Origin of the sequence: Kitasatospora sp. NBC_00240 (assembly GCF_026342405.1) — a bacterium.
Lineage (GTDB): Bacteria > Actinomycetota > Actinomycetes > Streptomycetales > Streptomycetaceae > Kitasatospora.
This window is the reverse complement of sequence record NZ_JAPEMU010000001.1, coordinates 2228413-2246644: the sequence shown is the minus strand read 5'-3', so window position 1 is coordinate 2246644 and position 18232 is coordinate 2228413. Positions and strand designations below refer to the sequence as shown.

16 protein-coding genes are annotated in these 18232 nt (G+C 76.0%); 13 read left to right on the top strand and 3 right to left on the bottom strand.

What is annotated here, in order from left to right; all coding sequences use genetic code 11:
* Nucleotides 1–8: 8 nt before the first annotated feature.
* The 5 genes from OG689_RS09395 (at nucleotide 9) to OG689_RS09375 (ending at nucleotide 6409) form a co-directional block, all read left to right on the top strand.
* A complete protein-coding gene (locus OG689_RS09395) occupies nucleotides 9–1448 on the top strand; it encodes an SWIM zinc finger family protein (RefSeq protein ID WP_266319309.1) in 1440 nt (479 codons plus the stop codon).
* Entirely contained in the window at nucleotides 1445–4171 is a 2727-nt protein-coding gene (locus OG689_RS09390) for a DUF6493 family protein (protein ID WP_266319308.1), read from the top strand. Before OG689_RS09395 ends, OG689_RS09390 begins: the two co-directional genes overlap by 4 nt.
* A gap of 117 nt (nucleotides 4172–4288) precedes the next feature.
* A complete protein-coding gene (locus tag OG689_RS09385; RefSeq protein WP_266319306.1) occupies nucleotides 4289–4870 on the top strand; it encodes a TetR/AcrR family transcriptional regulator in 582 nt (193 codons plus the stop codon).
* A 77-nt stretch (nucleotides 4871–4947) separates the two neighbouring features.
* Nucleotides 4948–5304, top strand: coding sequence for a hypothetical protein (locus tag OG689_RS09380; RefSeq protein WP_266319305.1), 357 nt, complete (start codon nucleotides 4948–4950; stop codon nucleotides 5302–5304).
* Nucleotides 5305–5440: 136 nt separating this feature from the next.
* Complete coding sequence (locus tag OG689_RS09375) at nucleotides 5441–6409, top strand: DUF389 domain-containing protein (RefSeq protein WP_266319304.1); 969 nt, start codon at nucleotides 5441–5443, stop codon at nucleotides 6407–6409.
* Between the two features lie 196 nt (nucleotides 6410–6605).
* Here the strand turns inward: OG689_RS09375 and OG689_RS09370 are convergent, their stop codons facing one another.
* The 3 genes from OG689_RS09370 to OG689_RS09360 form a co-directional block, all read right to left on the bottom strand.
* Entirely contained in the window at nucleotides 6606–7871 is a 1266-nt protein-coding gene (locus OG689_RS09370; RefSeq protein ID WP_266326987.1) for an MBL fold metallo-hydrolase, read from the bottom strand.
* Between the two features lie 352 nt (nucleotides 7872–8223).
* On the bottom strand, nucleotides 8224–8676 hold the full coding sequence (locus tag OG689_RS09365; protein ID WP_266319303.1) for a MaoC family dehydratase: 453 nt from the start codon (nucleotides 8674–8676) through the stop codon (nucleotides 8224–8226).
* Between the two features lie 261 nt (nucleotides 8677–8937).
* Complete coding sequence (locus OG689_RS09360; protein ID WP_266319301.1) at nucleotides 8938–9378, bottom strand: pyridoxamine 5'-phosphate oxidase family protein; 441 nt, start codon at nucleotides 9376–9378, stop codon at nucleotides 8938–8940.
* Between the two features lie 254 nt (nucleotides 9379–9632).
* Between OG689_RS09360 and OG689_RS09355 the strand changes: the two genes are divergently transcribed.
* From OG689_RS09355 to OG689_RS09320, 8 genes are all read left to right on the top strand, one after another.
* A complete protein-coding gene (locus tag OG689_RS09355) occupies nucleotides 9633–10481 on the top strand; it encodes a hypothetical protein (RefSeq protein ID WP_266319300.1) in 849 nt (282 codons plus the stop codon).
* 283 nt (nucleotides 10482–10764) lie between these two features.
* Complete coding sequence (locus tag OG689_RS09350) at nucleotides 10765–11244, top strand: hypothetical protein (protein ID WP_266319298.1); 480 nt, start codon at nucleotides 10765–10767, stop codon at nucleotides 11242–11244.
* The gene (locus OG689_RS09345; RefSeq protein ID WP_266319296.1) at nucleotides 11238–12176 is read left to right on the top strand and encodes a hypothetical protein; all 939 of its coding nucleotides are present in this window, start codon (nucleotides 11238–11240) and stop codon (nucleotides 12174–12176) included. Before OG689_RS09350 ends, OG689_RS09345 begins: the two co-directional genes overlap by 7 nt.
* Before the next feature lie 65 nt (nucleotides 12177–12241).
* Nucleotides 12242–13060 carry an SAF domain-containing protein gene (locus tag OG689_RS09340; RefSeq protein WP_266319295.1) on the top strand — a complete coding sequence of 273 codons (819 nt, stop codon included), beginning with the start codon at nucleotides 12242–12244 and terminating at the stop codon, nucleotides 13058–13060.
* Nucleotides 13060–14763 (top strand): hypothetical protein, encoded by a 1704-nt coding sequence (locus OG689_RS09335; protein ID WP_266319294.1) that lies wholly within the window; start codon nucleotides 13060–13062, stop codon nucleotides 14761–14763. The genes OG689_RS09340 and OG689_RS09335 overlap by 1 nt, the downstream gene beginning before the upstream one ends.
* Nucleotides 14753–16357 (top strand): CpaF/VirB11 family protein, encoded by a 1605-nt coding sequence (locus OG689_RS09330; protein ID WP_266319292.1) that lies wholly within the window; start codon nucleotides 14753–14755, stop codon nucleotides 16355–16357. The genes OG689_RS09335 and OG689_RS09330 overlap by 11 nt, the downstream gene beginning before the upstream one ends.
* The gene (locus tag OG689_RS09325; protein WP_266319291.1) at nucleotides 16354–17322 is read left to right on the top strand and encodes a type II secretion system F family protein; all 969 of its coding nucleotides are present in this window, start codon (nucleotides 16354–16356) and stop codon (nucleotides 17320–17322) included. The genes OG689_RS09330 and OG689_RS09325 overlap by 4 nt, the downstream gene beginning before the upstream one ends.
* Nucleotides 17319–18206, top strand: a complete 888-nt coding sequence (locus tag OG689_RS09320; RefSeq protein ID WP_266319289.1) for a hypothetical protein — start codon at nucleotides 17319–17321, stop codon at nucleotides 18204–18206. Before OG689_RS09325 ends, OG689_RS09320 begins: the two co-directional genes overlap by 4 nt.
* The last annotated feature ends 26 nt before the right edge of the window (nucleotides 18207–18232 follow it).

Here is an 18232-nt window from a genome sequence, read left to right as displayed (position 1 = left end):
TTCCGGCCATGACGCAAGCCGTACAGGCGTACGCCTACCTCCGCCCGTCCGCCGTCCACGAGGGCGCCGGCGGGCGCCGCCTCGCCCTGGAGACCTCGGGCGGCGCCACCCCGCTGGGGGCGGCCGCCAACCCGCGCTTCTTCGCCGGGTTCCTGACCGCCCCCGCACCGGCCGCCGCCGCGCTGCTGGCCGTCGCCGACGTCGCGGCCGCCCGTTACCACCGGCCCCAGCTGCGAGCCTCGCTCGACCCGGTGGTCACCGCCAACGGCGACCGGCTGCGCTTCGAGTCCTTCTCCGGCTGCTGCGGCGTCTACGCCCGCCTGGACGTGCTGGCCGACGGCCTGGACGGCGACGAGATCGGCCACGGCACCACCAACGTCGACGTGAACAACCCGCTGCGCGAGTCGCTCGGCCGGATCGGCGCCACCGACCCGCTGCACCTGGCCGTCGGCCCCGACGCCCTGGAGGTCACCACCCTCGACGGGCCGCTGGTCGAGAAGAAGGTCCCGCTGCCGGACCGCTGGCTGCGCGGCTTCGCCGAGACCCAGGTGATCGCGGCCGGCCTCGACCTGCGCGCCGAACTCCCCGCCGCCGAGGCGGTGGCCTTCCTCCGGACGCTGCCCCGCACCGCCGGCGGCGGTGCGCAGTCCCGGGCCGTCCGCTGGGTGGTGCCCGCCGGGCGGACCCTGCGCCCCACCACCCGGCCGGTGCCCGGCGCCGTCTGCCTGCCCGGCCCCGAGCGGCTCGTCGCCCTGCAGCGGGTGCTGCGGCACGCGCGGGCCCTGCGGGTCTACGGCCCGCCCGGCGTCCGGGCCGCCGCGGCCGCCGCCTGGGAGGTGGTGCTGCCCGGCATGCGGCTCACCCTGACGCTGTCCCCGGACGCCGCCCGCGGCTTCTCCGGCGAGGGCGGCGTGCTCGGCGCGCTCGCCGCCGGCACCGAGCAGGACGCCGACCGGATCGCCGAACTGCTCGCCTGGGAGCCGCGGATCGAACCGGCCGACCTCGCTGAGCAGTCCGGCCTGCCGGTCGACCGGGTGCGGGCCGCGCTCACCCGACTCGGCACCGCCGGCCAGATCGGCTACGACAGCGCCGAGGCCGCCTACTTCCACCGGCAGTTGCCCTACGACTCGGGTCGCGCCGAGGCGCACAACCCCCGGTTGCGCGCCGCGCGGACGCTCGCCGCGGCCGGCGCCGTCCGGCTGGAGCCGGGCGGGACGCTCGCCACCGTGACGGTCGACGACCACCTCCAGCGGGTCAGGACGGACGAGAAGGGACAGGCGAGTTGCACATGCCTCTGGTGGGCCAGGTACCGCGGTGGGCGCGGGCCCTGCAAGCACGTGTTGGCCGTCGGCCTGGCCCGCGCGGCGGCGGACGGGCCGACGGCGACGGCGTCGGCAGCCACGGCGGCGGCAGTCACCACGTCGACGGAGAACGGGGCGGCCCGGTGAACCGGGGCGAGGAGCTGCGGCTCAAGGTGGCCCTGCGCGACACCCGTACCGCCGGGCAGAAGGTGGTCGACGCCTGCCGCGCCGGGGACGGCGCCGCGTTGCCCGGCCTGCTGGCCGGCATGGCACCCGCCGAGCGGCGGGCCTGCCTGCCCGAGCTGAAGGACCTGCGCAAGCGGGTGCGCCAGGAGTGGACCCCCGAGAGCGCGCGGATCCGGGAGGCGCTGCGGGTGGCGGGCGCCGGCTGTCACACCGCGCCGACGGCGGCCGCCGCGTGGATCGGCTCCGGCCAGCTCGCGGCCTGGGGAACCCGGGACAGGTCCGCGCTGGTCGAGGTGATCGAGCAGCAGCCCGCCGCCTGGCAGGCCACCGTGGTGGCCAGGCTCGCCGCCCGCGGCGCCGCCGCCTGGGGGTGGGACGACTACCCGGTGATCGAGTACCTGGTCCGCAGCACCGGCTGCCCGGTGCCGACCTCCGACGCTTTCGTCGACGGCTGGCTGCGGGACCGTACCTGGGGCGCCGACGGGAGCCGGCGCCGGGGCTCGCTGCTCGCCGTGCTGCGCGGGGACGACCTGCTGCCGGCCCTGCTGCCGAGGCTGTTCGAGCTCGCCGACGTCGCCGGCAGCCTGGCCCCGGCGCCGAACCGCAAGCCGGAGGACACCTGGCCCGGGGCGCTGGCCGAGCTGGCCCGGGCCGGCGAGCTGGACCGCGCCGAGCTGATCGGGCCCTGCGTCGCCCGGCTGGTGCGGGGCGGCCGCCCGAACGACCAACGGGCCTTCCTCGCCGTGCTGGAGGCGCTCGCGCCGACGGCGGAGGAGAACGCCCGCCACGCCCGCGACCACATGGCGATGCTCGACGGGCTGTCGACGGTCGCGGCCCGGGCCCAGCAGGTGCTGGCCGGCCTGGACGACAGCGGCCTGCTGGCGTCCGACCTGCTCGCCGAGGCCTCCGACGTGGTGCTGTTCCGCACCGAGAAGAAGCTGGTCCGGGCCCAGCTGGGCTGGCTGGACCGGGCCGCCCGCCGAGACCCGGCCCGGGCCGGGTCGGTGGTGCTGGCGACCGCCGCGGCCTTCGGGCACCCGGACACCGCGCTCCAGGAGCGCGCCCTGAACGTGGTCGCCCGGCACCTGCCGGCGGCCGGCCCGGCCGTGCTGCCCGACCTGCGCCTGGCCGCCGAGGCACTCAACCCGGTCCACCACGGGCGGGCCGCCGAACTGCTCGGCCTGGCGCTCCCGGCCCCGGCCGACACCCCGGCCGACCTGCTGCCGCCCGCGCCGGAGCCGCAGCCGCTGGCCGGGCCGCTCGCCACCCCGGCCGAGGTCGCCGAGGAGCTCTCCGCGGTGCTGGCCGGCGGGGCCGACGTGGCGGCCTTCGAGCGGGCCCTGGACGGCCTGGTCCGCCATGCCCACCAGGACCGGGAGGCCCTGGTCGAGGCCCTGCAGCCGGTGCTGCGGGTCCATCAGTGGCAGGGCGGGCGGCGGTGGGTCGACTGCGGCCCGTCGGACGTCCTGTACGTGGCGTCGGCCGTCGCCGGGCTCCTCCCGCCCCAGCGCCTCTGGGGCGCTCTGCACGGGCCGGATCGCTCCCCGCTGCGCGGTCACGCGAACAACACCGTGTTCGGGCGCTGGTTCGCGGCCCGGCTGGAGGAGGCCGCCTGGCAGGTCACCGCGACCCGGCCGCCGCTGCTGCTGGCCGTCCCGTCGGTGGCGACCGGCGCGCTGGACGCCGCCGAGCTGGTGGCCAGGGTGGCCGCCTACGAGGCCGCAGGTGCCCGGCCGGGCGAGGTGGACCTCTCCTGTGCGCTGCTGCGGGTGACGCCGACCGGTGACGCCGGGGTGCTGGCCGCGGCCGCCCGGCTGACCTCCCCGGCGGGCCGGCGGGTGGCCGCCTGGCTGCGGGCGGGAGGCTTGCCGGCGCAGCCGTCCGAGCGGGTCCGGTTCGCGCCGGGCCGGGGCGGCAAGCCGGAGCACCGCTACCAGGAGCGCTGGTGGGAGGGCCTGGTCCGGTACGAGGTCGCCCAGCCGGGGCCGCAGGTGCCCGAAGGGCCGGGCGGCGAGGGCCTGGCCGAGGAGTGCCTGGACCTGCTCGCGGCGACCGAGCCCGGTGTGCAGCGGGCCAGGAGCCAGACCGAGTGGAACTGGAACCCGACCCCGCACTGGCTCGCCGCGCTGCCGAACCACCGCGAGGAGCTGGCGGCCCGCCTGCTGGTCGGCTTCGCGGGCGCCGCCGACCGGGACGAGCGGGGCGCCCCGCAGCTGCTCCCGTATCTCGCCGAGGCGGACGGTCCGGCCGGGCCGGCGATGCACCTGGCGCTGGCCTACGGGCTGGCGGCGCGTCACGAGGAGGACCGCGCGGCGGCGGTGGACGCGCTGCTCGTGCTGGCGGCCCGGGGCGATCTGGACGGCGGCCTGCTCGGCGGGGAGCTGGCGGCGTTGGCGGGTGTCGGCGCCCTGAAGGTGAGCCGGCTGGCGCCGGCGCTGGCCGGGGCGGCCGCGACGGGTGCGTACGGGACGGTCTGGTCGGTGCTGGCCGGCGCGCTGCCGGGGCTGCTGGCGGGGGAGGCGCCCCGGGGGAGCGGCGAGCTGCTCGGTGTCGCGGCGGACTGCGCGCGGCGCTCCGGTGCCAGGGGCGCCGTCGCCGAGGTCACGGCGCTGGCCGCGCGGGGCGGGTCGAGCCGGCTGGTGCGCGAGGCACGGGCACTGCGGGAGGCGCTGGGGGAGGCGTGACCGGGGCCGTCCGGAGTGACGGCGTCTCAGGGTCACCGGCGGGGGCCGGTGGTGGCCGTACGGATTTAAGAACGGTCGTTCTTGACTGAGCGTTCTTGAACCCGTACGGTCTGAGGCATGGGAAGACCACGCGCTTTCGACGAGGACGAGGCCGTCCGGGCCGCAGCCGCGCTGTTCGCCGCCCGGGGGTACGAGGGCACCTCGGTGGACGACCTGGTCACCGGGCTCGGCGTCCACCGGGGCAGCCTCTACAAGGTGTTCGGCAGCAAGCGCGGCCTCTACCTGGCCGCCCTGCGCCGGCACCTGGACCAGGAAGTCCTCCCGGCGGTCGCCGCCCTCGCCACCGCCACCGATCTGGCCGGCCTGCTGACCGGGGCCGTCGCCGCCTACGACGGCGGTCCCGCGGCCGGGTTCCTGCTGCTGGCCGCCGCCGAGCGGGCACCGGCCGACCCGGAGGTCGCCGCGCTGGCGGAGGAGGGGCTGGCCGCCCTGGACGCGGCGGTCGCGGCCGTCCTCGGGGCGGGGGGAGCGCCGCCGGGGGAGCCGGCCGACGGCCTGGCCCGGATCCTCGGCGCGGCCGTCCTCGGACTGCGCCTGCGGGCCAGGGCCGCCGGCACCCCGCCGCCCGCCGAGGCCGTTCTCGGCTTCGCCGACCGCCTCGCCGCCACGCTGCCGCGACCGCCGTCCGAACCGCGGTAGGCACCGCGGGAGCACACCCGGCAGTGCCGCACCACCGTCACCACCCACCCGTAGCAGTACCGACAGAGGAGCGTTCCATGGCCCGTGTCAGCGTCACCGACGGCACCCTGGTGGTCGAGGTCGAGGGGATCGACAAGGTCTGGGCTCTGAAGAGCCGGCTGGAGATCCCGCTCGCCAACGTCCGGGGGGCGACGATCGACCCGGGGATCGTGCACGAGTCCAAGGGCATCAGGCTGCTCGGCACCCACATGCCCGGCCTGATCACCGCCGGCACCTTCCGGTCCCACGGCGACCGGGTCTTCTGGGACGTCAAGAACCCGGCGGGTACGATCGTCATCGAGCTCGCCGACGAGAACTACACCCGCCTGGTCCTCGAGGTCGCCGACCCGCGGGCGACCGTCCGGCTGATCGAGCAGGCCAAGCGCCCCGTCTGACCCCACGTCCGGCCGTTGCCCGGGACGGCCCGCCGGCGTGCGGGGCGCATCCGGTGCCCGGTCAGGTCGGGGGCGGTACCCGGGCACCCTGTCCAGAGTGGGCCGTCCCCACCGCCGAACCCCGCCCGGAGCACCTGTGCTGCACCTGCGACTGATCGTGCCCGCCGACCTGCGCAAGCCCGTCCGCGACCTGCTGGACGGCTCGGTCGGCGTGACCCACCTGATCACGCTGCCCGACGCGGCGGTTCGGCCCGCCGGTGACCTGGTGCTGTGCGACGTGGCCCGCGAGGCCGCCGACGAGGTGCTCGGGGCGCTCCGCGCGACCGGGATCACCGAGCGCGGCGCGATCGGCGTCGAGCAGGTCGAGCTGACCCTCTCGGCCGCCGCCGACGAGGCCGAGCGGCTGGCGCCGGGGGAGGGCGCCGACGCCCTGGTCTGGGAGGAGGTCTCCGAGATCACCCATGAGGAGTCCACCCTCACCGGCGTCTACCTGGCCTTTCTGGCCGTCGCCACCATGCTGGCGGCCTGCGGCGCGGTGCTCGACAGCGCGATCCTGGTGGTCGGCGCGATGGCGGTCGGGCCCGAGTTCGGCCCGCTGGCCGGGCTCTGCGTCGCACTCGTCCAGCGCCGGGCCAGGCCCGCGCTGCGCTCGCTCATGGCGCTGGTGGTGGGGTTCGCGCTGGCGATGGCCCTGACCGCCGGCTTCACGCTGCTGATGGACGCCCTGGGCCTGTTCAGCCACGAGGCCTTCGAGGCGGCGCGGCCCAACACCTCGTTCATCTGGAAGCCGGACGCGACGTCCTTCGTGGTGGCCTTCCTGGCGGGCATCGCCGGCCTGCTCTCCCTGACCTCGGCCAAGGCCGGGATGCTGGTCGGCGTCGCCATCTCGGTGACCACGGTGCCCGCCGCCGCCAACGCCGCGGTCGCCCTCGCCTACGACGACCTGGGGCAGTTCTGGGGTTCGACCACCCAGCTGGCGCTGAACACGGCCGGCATCCTGCTGGCGGGGATGCTGACCCTGACGGTCCAGCGGGGCGCCTGGTGGCTGACCCGGCGTCGGGGCCGCGCGGCGATGCGGCCGGGAGCCGGCGGCATCGGCGGCTGACCCACGGGCCGTCCGGCGGCATGTGGTCGCCGGCCCCGTCGCCCGTCGCCCGTCGCGCGACCTGCGGGCCGGCCGCGACGGCCGGGTGCGCCCCGGCGGGGCCGCGGCCGCCGGCCCGGCCCGGGCCCGGTGGTCCGAACGGCCGGGGCGGCTGATCCGGCCTCCCGTACGCCGGGGGATCGGCCGCCCCGGCGGGTCAGACGGTGACCCCGTCGCCCTCCGCCGCCGCGACCTGCGGTCCGGCGGCGACGGCGGGTGCGGCCTGCCCGGACTGTGCGGCCCGGGTGCCCTGCGGGGCCTGCGCGGCCCCGGTGACCTCGACGGCCGGGTCCTCGGCGGCGAGCGAGTCCGGGACGAGCAGGTCGGCGTCCGCGGGCATCGAGGCGACGGCCCGCCACCACAGTTTGAGCGCGGGCGGCTCGGCCGGCTCGAAGGGCTTGCCGGGCCGCGGCACGGCAAGCGTCGCGCCCAGCGCCTCGGCGGCCGCGACGCTGCGCTCGGGCGGCTCCTCCCACGGGTGCGGCGCGAGGTTGAAGGTGCACCAGTGGATCGGCAGCATGACGTCGCCGCCGAGGTCCAGGTGCGCCCGCACGCCCTCCTCCGGCGTCATGTGCACCTCGGGCCAGAAGTCGCTGTAGGCGCCGACCTGCATCATGGTGGCGTCGAACGGCCCGAGCCGCCGGCCGATCTCGGCGAAGCCGGGGAAGTAGCCGGTGTCGCCGCTGTGGAACACGCGGTGCCGCGGGCCGGCCACCACCCAGGACGCCCAGAGGAACAGCGGGCTGGTGCGCGGCCCCCGGCTGCAGTAGTGCCGGGCCGGGGTGGCGGTCAGGGTGAGCCCGGCGACCTCCGCCGACTCCCACCAGTCCAGTTCGACGATCCGCCCGACCGGGACCCCCCAGTGCTCCAGGTGCGCGCCGACGCCGAGCGGCACGGCGAAGGTCGCGCCGGTGCCGATCAGGGCCCGGATGGTCGCCATGTCCAGGTGGTCGTAGTGGTCGTGCGAGACCACCACCACGTCGACCGGGCCCAGTTCGGGGAGCGGGATCGGGACGGGGTGCAGCCGCTTGGGGCCGGTCCAGCCGAAGGGTGAGCAGCGCTCGCCCCAGACCGGGTCGAACAGCACCCGCCGGCCGTCCAGCTCGGCGAGCACGGTCGCGTGGCCCAGCCAGGTCAGCCGCAGTCCGGAGGCCGGCGGCTCGGCCAGCTCGACCGGCCGCAGCCGGTGCAGCGGCACTGCGGCGGCGGGCATCCGGCGGACCCGGTCGGCGGTCAGCTGGGCGTGGGTGACCTCCAGCGGTGACCTCTCGTACACCAGGCGGCGGGTCGGCACCGGATTGCGGAACGCGCCGTCCACGAATTGCGGTGAGCGGTGGATCCGGGCCAGTCGCTCACCGCGCGGGTCGGCACCGAAGGCCTCCGTCCGGATCTGGTGCCAGGCCGTGCGCGGCAGCCCGGACAACCGAGGAGGGGAGGAGAACTGCGAGGTCAGACCGGTGACGCGGGCGTACCACGGGAGGGAGCTGGGCACGGTACCTCCAAGGACGGGAGCATCCGGGCCGCACCGGCGGGGTTGCCGTCGTACGGCCGTCGTACGAGCGTCTATTGCCCAACTGTTGCGGTTCGAATACCGGCATGCCGAGGGGCGCACGACAGCGACGCGGGAGCCATTGCCGTACGACAACCATCTCGTCGGACCATACCGGCCGGGGGCGGCCCGGACCCGGTGGAACCGCCCGCGGGACGCCGTTCGGCGTACCGCCCGCCGAGGGCCGGACGGACCGGCCCCCGGGCGGCGGCGGGCCCCCCGGGGATCAGAGGTAGAAGCGGGTGATCGTCTCCGCGACGCAGTGCGGCTTGGCGCTCTCCTCGCTCACCACGGTGAACCGCACGACCGCCTGCACCCCGCCCGGCACCTCGGTGGCGGAGACCAGCTCGGCCGTCGCCCGCAGCGCCGTGCCGACCGGGACGGGCGCCGGGAACCGGACCTTCTCGGAGCCGTAGTTCAGCGCCATCCGGACGCCCTCGACGCCGTAGCACTCCTTGGCCAGCACCGGGATCAGCGAGAGCGTCAGGTAGCCGTGCGCGATGGTCGAGCCGAACGCGCTCTCCTTGGCGCGGGCCGGGTCGACGTGGATCCACTGGTGGTCGCCGGTGGCCTCCGCGAACAGGTCGATCCTGGCCTGGTCGACGGTGTGCCACTCGCTGGTGCCCAGCACGGTGCCGACGGCCGCGGTCAGGTCGGCGAGGGAGGCGAAGATCGTCAAGGTGCGCTCCAGGGGGCGGGGGTGCTCCGGGGTGGTGGGGCGGCCCGGGGCGCGCTGGGCGCGGGCCGCCGGTGCCTCCGCAGAGTATGCCTACTCACCGGTCACCTGTCAGCGCTGCTCCCCGCGGCGGCCCCGGCGGAGGCCGGCGCCTCGGCCCGGTCCTGCCGCCCGGCGCCTCCGTCCGGCCCTCGGCCCACGGCCCTCGGCCCACGGCCCCCTGCCCACGGCCCCCCTGCTCACGGCCCGGGCCCGGCGCCCCGCTCAGCTCTTCTGCAGCGACCGGCCGGGCGGCAGCTGCCGCCGGCCGCCGACCAGCTCCGGGAGGATCTGGACGAACATCGGCTCGGCGGCCTCGGCGTCGTCGTCCCAGGGGCGTGGACCTGTTCGCAGCAGCCGGTCGTGCAGCACCGGGTCGGACACCACCTGGGCCCGTCCGTGCACCAGTACGCTCCAGCCCGTCCGGGTCGCCGCGTCCAGCAGGTCGGCCTGGAAGGCGGCCACCGTGTCGTCCAGGGCCCGCCGGACGGTCGCCCCCTGCCGCAGGGCCAGCACCAGCAGGCCGTCCGCCGTGACCTCGAACGCCACCGGCAGCACGGCCGGCAGCGCGTGGGCGGTGTACACCACCCGCCCGACGGGCACGGTGCCGAGCAGGTGGAGACACTCCTCCTCGCTCAGCGACTCCACACGGTTGTCACGGTCCATGTGGTGAATGGTCCCCCTCCGGGCGGCCCCGCCATAGGGCCCATGGTCCCGGACCGCGGCCCGATCGGGCGGGTCCGGGCGCCCGTACCGCGTCCGTGGCCGGGGCGCCCCCGGGAGCGATTCGGGGCCGGATTGCGGACGCCGTCCTTCCGGCGGCTCCGGCGGCGGTAGCTTGGCGGCGGTACGGGGCATTCCGTACGCGGTACGGCGCAGCGGTCCCTGGTACGGCGGGGCCGGCAAGGAGGGGTGCGCGGATGGTCGGTGGAGTCGATCTGGTCGTGATCGGGGCGGACGGGGGGCCGGAGCGCAGCCACGGCGGCTCGGCCATGGCGGCGCAGGGGGCGCGGCTGCTGGCCGACGTGCTGCCCGGGATGTGCTTCGACGCCGGCGCCGCCGGCTGCCGGGTCACCCTGCTGGAGCCCGACGCGGACGCCAACCGGATGCTCACCGCCCTGCGCGGGGCGGCGCGGCGCGGCGGGCGGTGGCTGGTGGTCTGCCTGATCGGCCAGCTGGTGACCGACCCGAAGGGCCGCCGGCTGGCGCTGGTGACGGGCGGCAGTACGCCCGACAACGCGTACCGGCGCGGGCTGGCCTGGGACTGGGTGGTCAGCGCGATGGTCCACGGCGACCAGGAGGAGACCCTGCTGCTGGTGGACGCGGTCACCGACCGGGACACCTGGACGGCACTCGAACGCGGGGGCGGCGAGGACGGGGTGGGGGAACTGCTCAGCTACTCCCGGGTGCCGCTGTGGGGGCGGGTCTCGCGCCACTCGGGCGGCAGACGCGGCCGGACCGACGTCCTGCCGGGCGGCGAGGGCTCGTTCAGCCGGTCGCTGGTCCGGGTGCTGGAGCACGGGGTGCCGGGCGGACCGGCCGCGGTGGGCCCGCTGGAACTGCAGCCGGCCGTCCTCGCGCAGGTGGAGCAGGCCGAGGCGGCGGCCGGCCCGGCCCCGGCCCGGGTGCTCGTACCGCCGCAGGGGGGACGGTTGTTGATGCGCAATCGGGCGGCCGTGCGGGGCGCATTGGCCGGATTGTCGCTTTCCGAAGAACTGTTGGCCGTTCTGTGGCGAGAAAATGCCCCGACAGATCCGCCTTCCGCGTAAGGTCGGGGGGCCCGAGGTGTTGCCGTGATGGGCCGGTTTGGCGAAGAATCGATGCTCCGGCGGCAGACACAGCGGGGACAGCGGATTCTTATCGGCGACCGGTGGCCACGGACGGGGTCGGTCGCGACGAGGTGGGGCGATGCGGCAGCGCGGAAATGTGTTGCGTCCTGGGGCGGTTGGGGTTGGTGGGGCGGTATTGGTGGTGCTGCTGAGCTCCTGTGGGGCCAGTGGTGGTGCCGGTTCTGCTGATCGGCTCGGGACTTCCGCTCCCAGTGTTGCGGCAGTGACTCCGGTAACACCTTCGGGTGGTTCCGGCACGGACGGGATCGCACCGACCGAAGGGCCGGAAGGAGCCATCGGCCGCGCCGCTCTGAGGACGTATCAGGACTGGTGGGCGGCCCAGACGGAGGCCTTCGGGCGCTCCGATTCCGACGCTTCCCAGCTTGAGGCCTACTCGACCGGGAAGGCCCTCAGTGAAGCGGTGGCCAACCTCCACCAGTTGCACGAGGCGAAGCTGGTGATGATCGGAAGTCCACGCAATTCCCCGGTGGTGAAGGCCGTTGATCTGAAGGCCGATCCGCAGACCGCGGTCGTCGAGGACTGCCTGGATGTGACGGAGTGGCATCAGGCGGATGCCGCGACCCGTGCGACAAAGGATCCGCAGAAGCGCCTGACGCGGTACATCGCGACCGTTTCCCTGCGCAAGTCCGGAGCACGCTGGCTGATCGTGGAGTTCAAACGCGAGGTGGACCGAACATGCTGAAGTCTATTGGGCGATTGACGATTCGGGTGATGCTGGCCGCCGGGCTGCTGCTCACCCCGGCGGGCCCCGCCTGGGCGGAGGGCCCGGACGGTGATGTGCACCAGTGCGAGGTGACCACCATCTGCACCGATGTGCACGAACCGGGGACGGCGCCGAAACCCGGAACGACCGGCGGCACCGGTACGAACAACGGCGGTGGCGGCGTCCAGACCTGCACCTGGAACGGCGAGCAGTGGCCGTGCTGGGACAACGACCTGGGCTGGTTCGACAGTTCGAACGGCTGCTACTACCACCGCTCCAGCCCGCAGCCGCCCGCCGGCAGCAAGGACTGGGACGGCCACGACCCGGCGGACGGCGCCGTCTACGAGGTCAACTGCCGGCAGGCCGGCGGCGGGATGATGACGCAGAACCCCGTCTTCCTGGCGCAGGCCCCCGGCGGCCCGCCGCCGGACAACCCGGCCACCCTGGCCAAGGACGCCCGCGACCGGATCGTCTTCACCGCCCCGCAGCCGCACATCGCACCGGCCGACAAGGCCCTGGTCGGCCTGCCGGTCTGGCTCTGGTACGACTGGAGCGGCGCCGGGAAGGCCCCCCAGCCGGTGACGGTGAAGGGCAACTACATCTCGGTCACCGCCACGCCCTCCGTCCACCGGGTGATCTGGGACCTCGGCGACGGCCACACCGTGCAGTGCAAGGGGCCGGGCACCCCGTACCCGCCCGGCGCCACCGGTCCGTCCCCCGACTGCCCCTACCTGTTCACGGCCAGCTCCGCGCTCAAGGCCAACGGGACGTTCTCGGTGACCGTCACGGTGGAGTGGCAGACCGACTCGGTGATCGTCGGGGCGGGCACCAAGGTCGGCCAGCCGATCCTGCTGTCGACCACCAGCGCGCCGTTCGAGCTGAAGGTCGGCGAGGTCCAGGTGCTCAACTGACCACCGGCGCAGCGCGTCCCGGCAATTCCGTACCAGCACCGACCCGCACGAAAGGCCGAAGCCCGGTGGAGAACCGAACCTATCCGACGCCGGGCACCGGCACGGCCACGCTCGTGCCGGAGCCCGCGCGCGGCACCCCGCACACCCCGTCACGCACCCTGCGGGCGCGGCGCCGCCGGCCCGCCGTGCTGGCCATGGCGGTGGCCCTGATCGCGGCCGGCGGGCTGGGCGGCGCGGTGCTCTACACCAGCAGCGGCCAGCGGATCGCCGTCCTGGCGGTGGCTCATGACGTCCCGTTCGGGCAGGTGCTGACCGCGGACGACCTGGTGGTGGCCAGGATCGCCGGCGACCCGGCGATCAAGCCGCTGTCCGCCGCCGACCAGGCCCGGATCGTCGGGATGCGCGCCGCCACCGACCTCAAGCAGGGCGCGCTGCTGGTCAAGGCGGACCTCGCGCAGGCCCTGACCGTGCAGCCGGGCCAGCTGGTCGTCGGCATCGCGGCCAAGCGCACCCAGCTGCCGGCCACCAGGCTGCAACCGGGGGTGGCGGTCATCGTCGTGTCCACCCCCGACCCGGCCTCCGGCCAGGGCGGCGGTACCACCAGGACGCCCGAGGCGCTGGCGGCCGTGGTCACGGCGGTCGGCAAGGCCGACACGGACGGCAGCCAGGTGATCGACGTGGCGGTGGCGGCGGCCGAAGGCGTACGGCTGGCGTCCTGGGTGGCGAGTGCCAAGTTCCAGGTCGTGCTGGCCCCGCGCGGCGAGGCCGCGGCCGCCGCGCCGTCCGGGGCGGCGCCGTCCGCCCCCGCCGCGAGCGGCGCACCGGCCACCGGTGCCACGGCGGCCGCGCCGTCGGGGAGCGCGACGCAGAGGAGCGGCACCTGATGGCGGTGATCGCGGTCGTCGGCGGTCCTGGGGCGCCGGGCGCCACCACGGCGGCCCTCGCCCTGCTGCTCGCCTGGCCGTTGGAGCCCGGACGCAAGCTCCTGCTGGTCGAGTGCGACCCGGACGGCGGAGCCGTCCTCGCGGGCGCCCTGGAGGGCCGGGTGGAGGCCGTCTACGGACTGCGCAACCTGGCCGTCGCCGACCGGCGCGGACTGCTCGCCCAGACCCTCTGGGACCAGCTGATCGACCTCTCCCCGGAGGGCACCACCGACCGGCTGCTGCTGCCCGGCCTCACCGACCCCACCCAGGCCCCCGGTCTGGCGTACACCTGGGAGCCGCTGGTCGAGATGCTGCACGGCCTCGAACCGCAGGGATACGACGTGATCCTGGACCTCGGACGCTCCGGCGCCACCGGCCCCAGCGCGGTGCTGGCCCGCCGCGCCGACGTGGTCGTGGCCACCTTGCGGACCACCCTGCGCGGGCTCAGCGCCGCCCGCCCGCGACTCGCCGCACTGCGCGAGGACCTCGACCACGCCGGCAGCGGCGCGGACGCGCTCGGGCTGCTGCTGATCGCCGAGGGCCCCTACTCCGCCTCCGAGGTCTCGCGTGAGTTCGGCCTGCCCACCCTGGGCCTGCTGCCGCACGCGCCGCGGACGGCCCGGGTGCTGTCGGACGGCGGGGACAGCACCGACCGCCGGTTCGTCCGCTCCGAGCTGATGCGCACGGCCCGCTCGGCCGCGGACCAGATCCAGCTGCTCACCCGCAGCCGCCGGCGCCGGCTGGCGCCCGGCGGGTCGCCCGCGCAGGCCGCGGCCGCGCCGCTCGCCGCGGGCCGGCCGCCGGAGCCGCACGTCCCGAACGTCCCGCACGTCCCGCACGTCCCGCACGTCCCGCACGTCCCGAACGGGCAGGCGGCGTACGCCCGCCGCGTCCAGGAGCAGCCTGTCCAGGACCGGTCCGCCCAGGCCAGGTCCGCCGACGATCAGCCCGCCCAGGTCCGGCCGCCGGGGGCTCCGGTGCCGCCCGGACAGGGCCTCCCGGTGCCCGGAGGACTCCCGGTGGAACACCAACCCCCGCGCGGCTCCTGGCAGTCCGGCCCCACCGGCCATCCGCTGGCCTACCCGCAGCAGCCCGGACCGCCCACGTACGGGACCGCGCCGTACGGGACCGCGCCTTCGTACGGGGCCGCACCCTCCTACGGGGCGGCGCCGCTGGCCGGGCTGGCCCCGCAGCCGGCCGCGCCCGCGCCGTTCCCCGGGCAGCAGCCGTCGCCGGCGCACCCCCAGCAGGCGTACACCGAGCAGTCGTACGCCCAGCAGGCCCACCCCGCGCCGCAGTCCGGCGGCGGCCAGGCGTACGGCGGTCCGCAGTCGTCCGGTTCCCAGGCGTCCGGTTCCCAGGCGTACGGGGCGCAGCCCTCGGGGCCGCAGGCGTACCCGCAGAGCGGGCAGCCGTCCTGGCCCCAGCCCCCGCCGGGGTACTGGGCGCAGGAGCCGGCCGGGGCCCGGCCGCCGCAGGCGCCGTCCCCCCAGGGGCTCTCCCCGCTGACGCCGTCCGCCGTGACGCCGTCCGCCGCCGGCCGGGTGGAGCAGGGCGAGCCGGCCGACGCCGGTGAGCCCGGTGCCGGGCGGCCCGACGCCCCGCAGAGCCCCCAGTCGCAGGCCCCGCAGATCAAGTACGGGCAGGTGCTCCGTGCGCGGTAGCCCCCTGAACCAGCGGCCGCCCGCCGACCCCGCCGCCCTGCCGTGGGCGGCGCCGCTGCCCGGGCCCGGAGCTCCCGGCCTGCCCGGTCCGGCCGTGACCGGGCCCGTCCGGCCCGGCCCGGTGCCGGCCGGCGGCCACCCGGCGGCGGCCACCCCCACCGCCGTACCCTCGGCCCTGCCCTCGCTGGACAAGCGCGGCTCGGCCACCCCGCCCGCCGTCGACCCGCAGGTCGCGCGGGAGCTCAAGCGCCAGGTCGCGGCCGAACTGCACCAGCAGCTCACCCGGTTGGCGGCCACCTCCGGCACCGACGCGGACCGTGCCACCCGGCGCCAGCGCGGTCGGGCGCTGATCGAGGAGGCCGTCGCCCGGTGGTCCGACGCGTACGCCCAGACCCACGGCATCCCGCCCACCCGGGAGCAGGACCGCGCGCTCTCCGAAGCCGTGTTCGACCTGCTCTTCCGGGCCGGCCGGCTCCAGCCCTACCTGGACGACCCCGACATCGAGAACATCCTGATCAACGGCTGCGACGACGTCTGGATCTCGCGGGTCCACCAGCCGCTGCGCCAGGTGCCGCCGGTGGCCGACAGTGACGACGAACTCATCGAGCTGCTGCAGGACCTGGCCCGGCAGCACGGCGGCGGTGAGCGGAGCCTCTCGACCGCCAGCCCGACTCTGGCCCTGCGGCTGGAGGGCGGGATGCGCCTCCAGGCGATGACCGAGGTCACCCCGCGGCCCTACGTGGCGATCCGGCGCCACCGGGTGGCCTCCGCGACCCTCGCCGATCTGGTCCAACTCGGCACGGTGGACCCGACCCTGGCCTCCTTCCTGGCCGCCGCGATCCGGGCCAGGAAGAATGTGATGATCACCGGCACCCAGGGGGTCGGCAAGACCAGCCTGCTGCGCGCGATGGCCGCCGAGATCCCGCCGGACGAGCGGATCGGCACCCTGGAGTCGGAGTTCGAGCTCTGGCTGCACACCCTCGGCCACCTCCGCCAGGTCGTCCCGATGGAGGCCCGCGAGGGCAACGGGGAGCGCGTCGAAGGCCGGATGGCGGGCGAGCTGACGATCGGTGAACTCATCCCCGCCGCCCTGCGGATGACCCTGTCGCGGATCATCGTCGGCGAGGTCCGCTCCGGCGAGGTCGTCCCGATGCTGCGGGTGATGACCAACGGCGAGGGCGGCTCGATGTGCACCCTGCACGCCCGCGGCCCCCACATGGTGGTCGACCGGATCGCCGAACTGTGCCTGGAGTACGGCTCCCACATGACCGACAGCCTGGCGTACCGCCTGACCGCCAACGCGATCGACCTCATCGTGCACGTCACGATGGTCGACGAGACCGCCGTCGGCGGCCGCCGGCACCGGTTCGTCTCGCACGTCCTGGAGGTCGCCGGGCTCGGCGAGCACGGCCGGCCGGCGCTGAACACCGTGTTCGGGCCGCGCGCCGAGCAGGGCGAGCCCCGGGCCGTCCCGCACACCCAGCCGAACTGCCTGGACGACCTGCGCCGGGCCGGCTTCGACGCCTCGCTCCTGCAGTCCCGGTACGGGACCTGGGCCGCGCCCCTGCACCTGCGGATCGGCGGCGCCCGATGATGCTGCTCCTCGCCCTCTGCGGTCTGCTGGTGGCCGGCGGCCTGGTGGCCCTGGTGGTCGGCCTGCGCGGCGTCGACCCCGCCGAGGAGCCTGCCGGCACCCCGCCGCCGGGCCGCCTGCACGCCTTCTGGCACGGCGGGCCCGGCGCCGCCTCCCCCCGCGTCGCGCGACTGCGCCGGGTCCAGCTCCCGCTGGCGCTCGCCGGCGGCCCGCTCGGCTGGCTGTTCACCGGCATCCCGCTGGTCGCCCTGCTGATCCCGCTCGCGGTGTTCGGCCTGCCGTGGCTCTTCGACTCCACCCGGTCCGACACCCACCGGGTCGAGCAGTTGGAGGCGCTCGCCGAGTGGACCCAGCGGATCGCGGACGTGCTGCTGCTCGGCGTCGGCCTCAACCAGGCCATCGTCACCAGCCGCCGGACCGCGCCCGCCGCCCTGGAACCGGAGATCGCCGAACTCGCCGCCCGGCTGCAGTCCCGCTGGCGGCCCGAGGACGCGCTGCGGGCCTTCGCGGACAGCCTGGCCGACGCCACCGCCGACAAGGTGCTCGGCGCGCTGCTGCTGCGCTCCGGCGACAGCGGGCCCGGCCTGGCCCGGGCCCTCGCGGACCTCGCCGAATCGGTCCGGGAGGAGGTCCGCCAGCGCCGTTCCATCGAGGCCGACCGGGCCAAGCACCGCACCACCATCCGCTGGCTGGTGGGCATCATCCTGCTGGTCGTCGTGGTCGGCTCGTTCAACACCGGGTACACCGCGCCCTACAGCACCTTCGTCGGGCAGGTCGTGCTCGGCGTGCTCGCGGCGCTGTTCGTCGCGGTGATCGCCTGGATGCGCGCGCTGGCCGCGCACCCGCCGCTGGCCCGCATCCTGGAGCCCGACCGGCGCAGCAAGGCCGGCCGGCTCAGCACCGACCGCGACCCCGATGAGGCGGCCGCCGAATCCCTCGACCCGCTGTCCAAGGAGGCCCGGTGATCTCGCCCTGGCCGGTCCTGGCCGGTGCTCTCGCCGCCGGTGGAATCGCCCTGCTCGTCTCCGAACTGCGGCCGGCCGCACCGGATCTGGGCCAGGCCCTGGACCGACTGCACCGTACCCCAAGCGGTGGCCTGACGGAGGAACCGGAGGAGCCCCCGCGCTGGTTCGACCGGCTCGGCGCCGGCGCGATCGGCCTGCCCGGACTGCGCATCCCGCAGCGCGAACTGTCGCTGATCGGCCGCACCCCCGCCCGGTTCATGGCCCACAAGCTGCTGTTCGCCTTCCTCGGGCTGCTGCTGCCGGCCTACACCTCCGCGATGGCCGCGCTGGCGGACAGCGGCCTCCCGCTGGCCGTGCCGTTCGTCGTCGGGCCGCTGCTCGCCGGGCTGTTCTGGTTCGTCCCCGACGGCATCGTGCGCGGTGAGGCCAAGGAGGCCAGGACCGAGTACCTGCACGGCATCGCCACCTACCTGGAGCTCGTCGCCCTGGAACGCGCCGCCGACTGCGGCCCGGCCGAGGCGCTGCGCAGGGCCGCCGCGGTCGGCCGGGGCACCGTCTTCCGGCGCATCCGGGATGCTCTGGAGCGGGCCGCGACCGACCGGCTGCCGCCCTGGGACGGCCTGGACGCCCTCTCCGTCGAACTCGGCCTGACCCCCCTGCAGGACGTCGCCGACATCATGCGGATCTCCGGCACGGACGGCGCCGCGGTGTACGACACGCTGCGCGCCCGCGCCAAGAGCCTGCGCGGCGAACTCCTCGCCGAGGACCTGGCCCGCGCCAACACCGACAGCGAGCGGATGGTCGCCCCCGGCTCCGCGCTCACCCTGCTGATGACCACCCTGATCGTCTTCCCCGCGCTCTACCAGATGCTCAACCCGTCCTGACGGACCGGCGCGGTCCGATCCCCCCT

What these genes read in the sequence shown, in the direction of transcription:
- OG689_RS09395 (WP_266319309.1), top strand. Translation starts at nt 9, where the DNA reads ATGACGCAAGCCGTACAGGCGTACGCCTACCTCCGCCCGTCCGCCGTC.
- OG689_RS09385 (WP_266319306.1), top strand. Translation starts at nt 4,289, where the DNA reads ATGGGAAGACCACGCGCTTTCGACGAGGACGAGGCCGTCCGGGCCGCA.
- OG689_RS09380 (WP_266319305.1), top strand. Translation starts at nt 4,948, where the DNA reads ATGGCCCGTGTCAGCGTCACCGACGGCACCCTGGTGGTCGAGGTCGAG.
- OG689_RS09360 (WP_266319301.1), bottom strand. Translation starts at nt 9,378, where the DNA reads ATGGACCGTGACAACCGTGTGGAGTCGCTGAGCGAGGAGGAGTGTCTC.
- OG689_RS09355 (WP_266319300.1), top strand. Translation starts at nt 9,633, where the DNA reads ATGGTCGGTGGAGTCGATCTGGTCGTGATCGGGGCGGACGGGGGGCCG.
- OG689_RS09345 (WP_266319296.1), top strand. Translation starts at nt 11,238, where the DNA reads ATGCTGAAGTCTATTGGGCGATTGACGATTCGGGTGATGCTGGCCGCC.
- OG689_RS09335 (WP_266319294.1), top strand. Translation starts at nt 13,060, where the DNA reads ATGGCGGTGATCGCGGTCGTCGGCGGTCCTGGGGCGCCGGGCGCCACC.
- OG689_RS09325 (WP_266319291.1), top strand. Translation starts at nt 16,354, where the DNA reads ATGATGCTGCTCCTCGCCCTCTGCGGTCTGCTGGTGGCCGGCGGCCTG.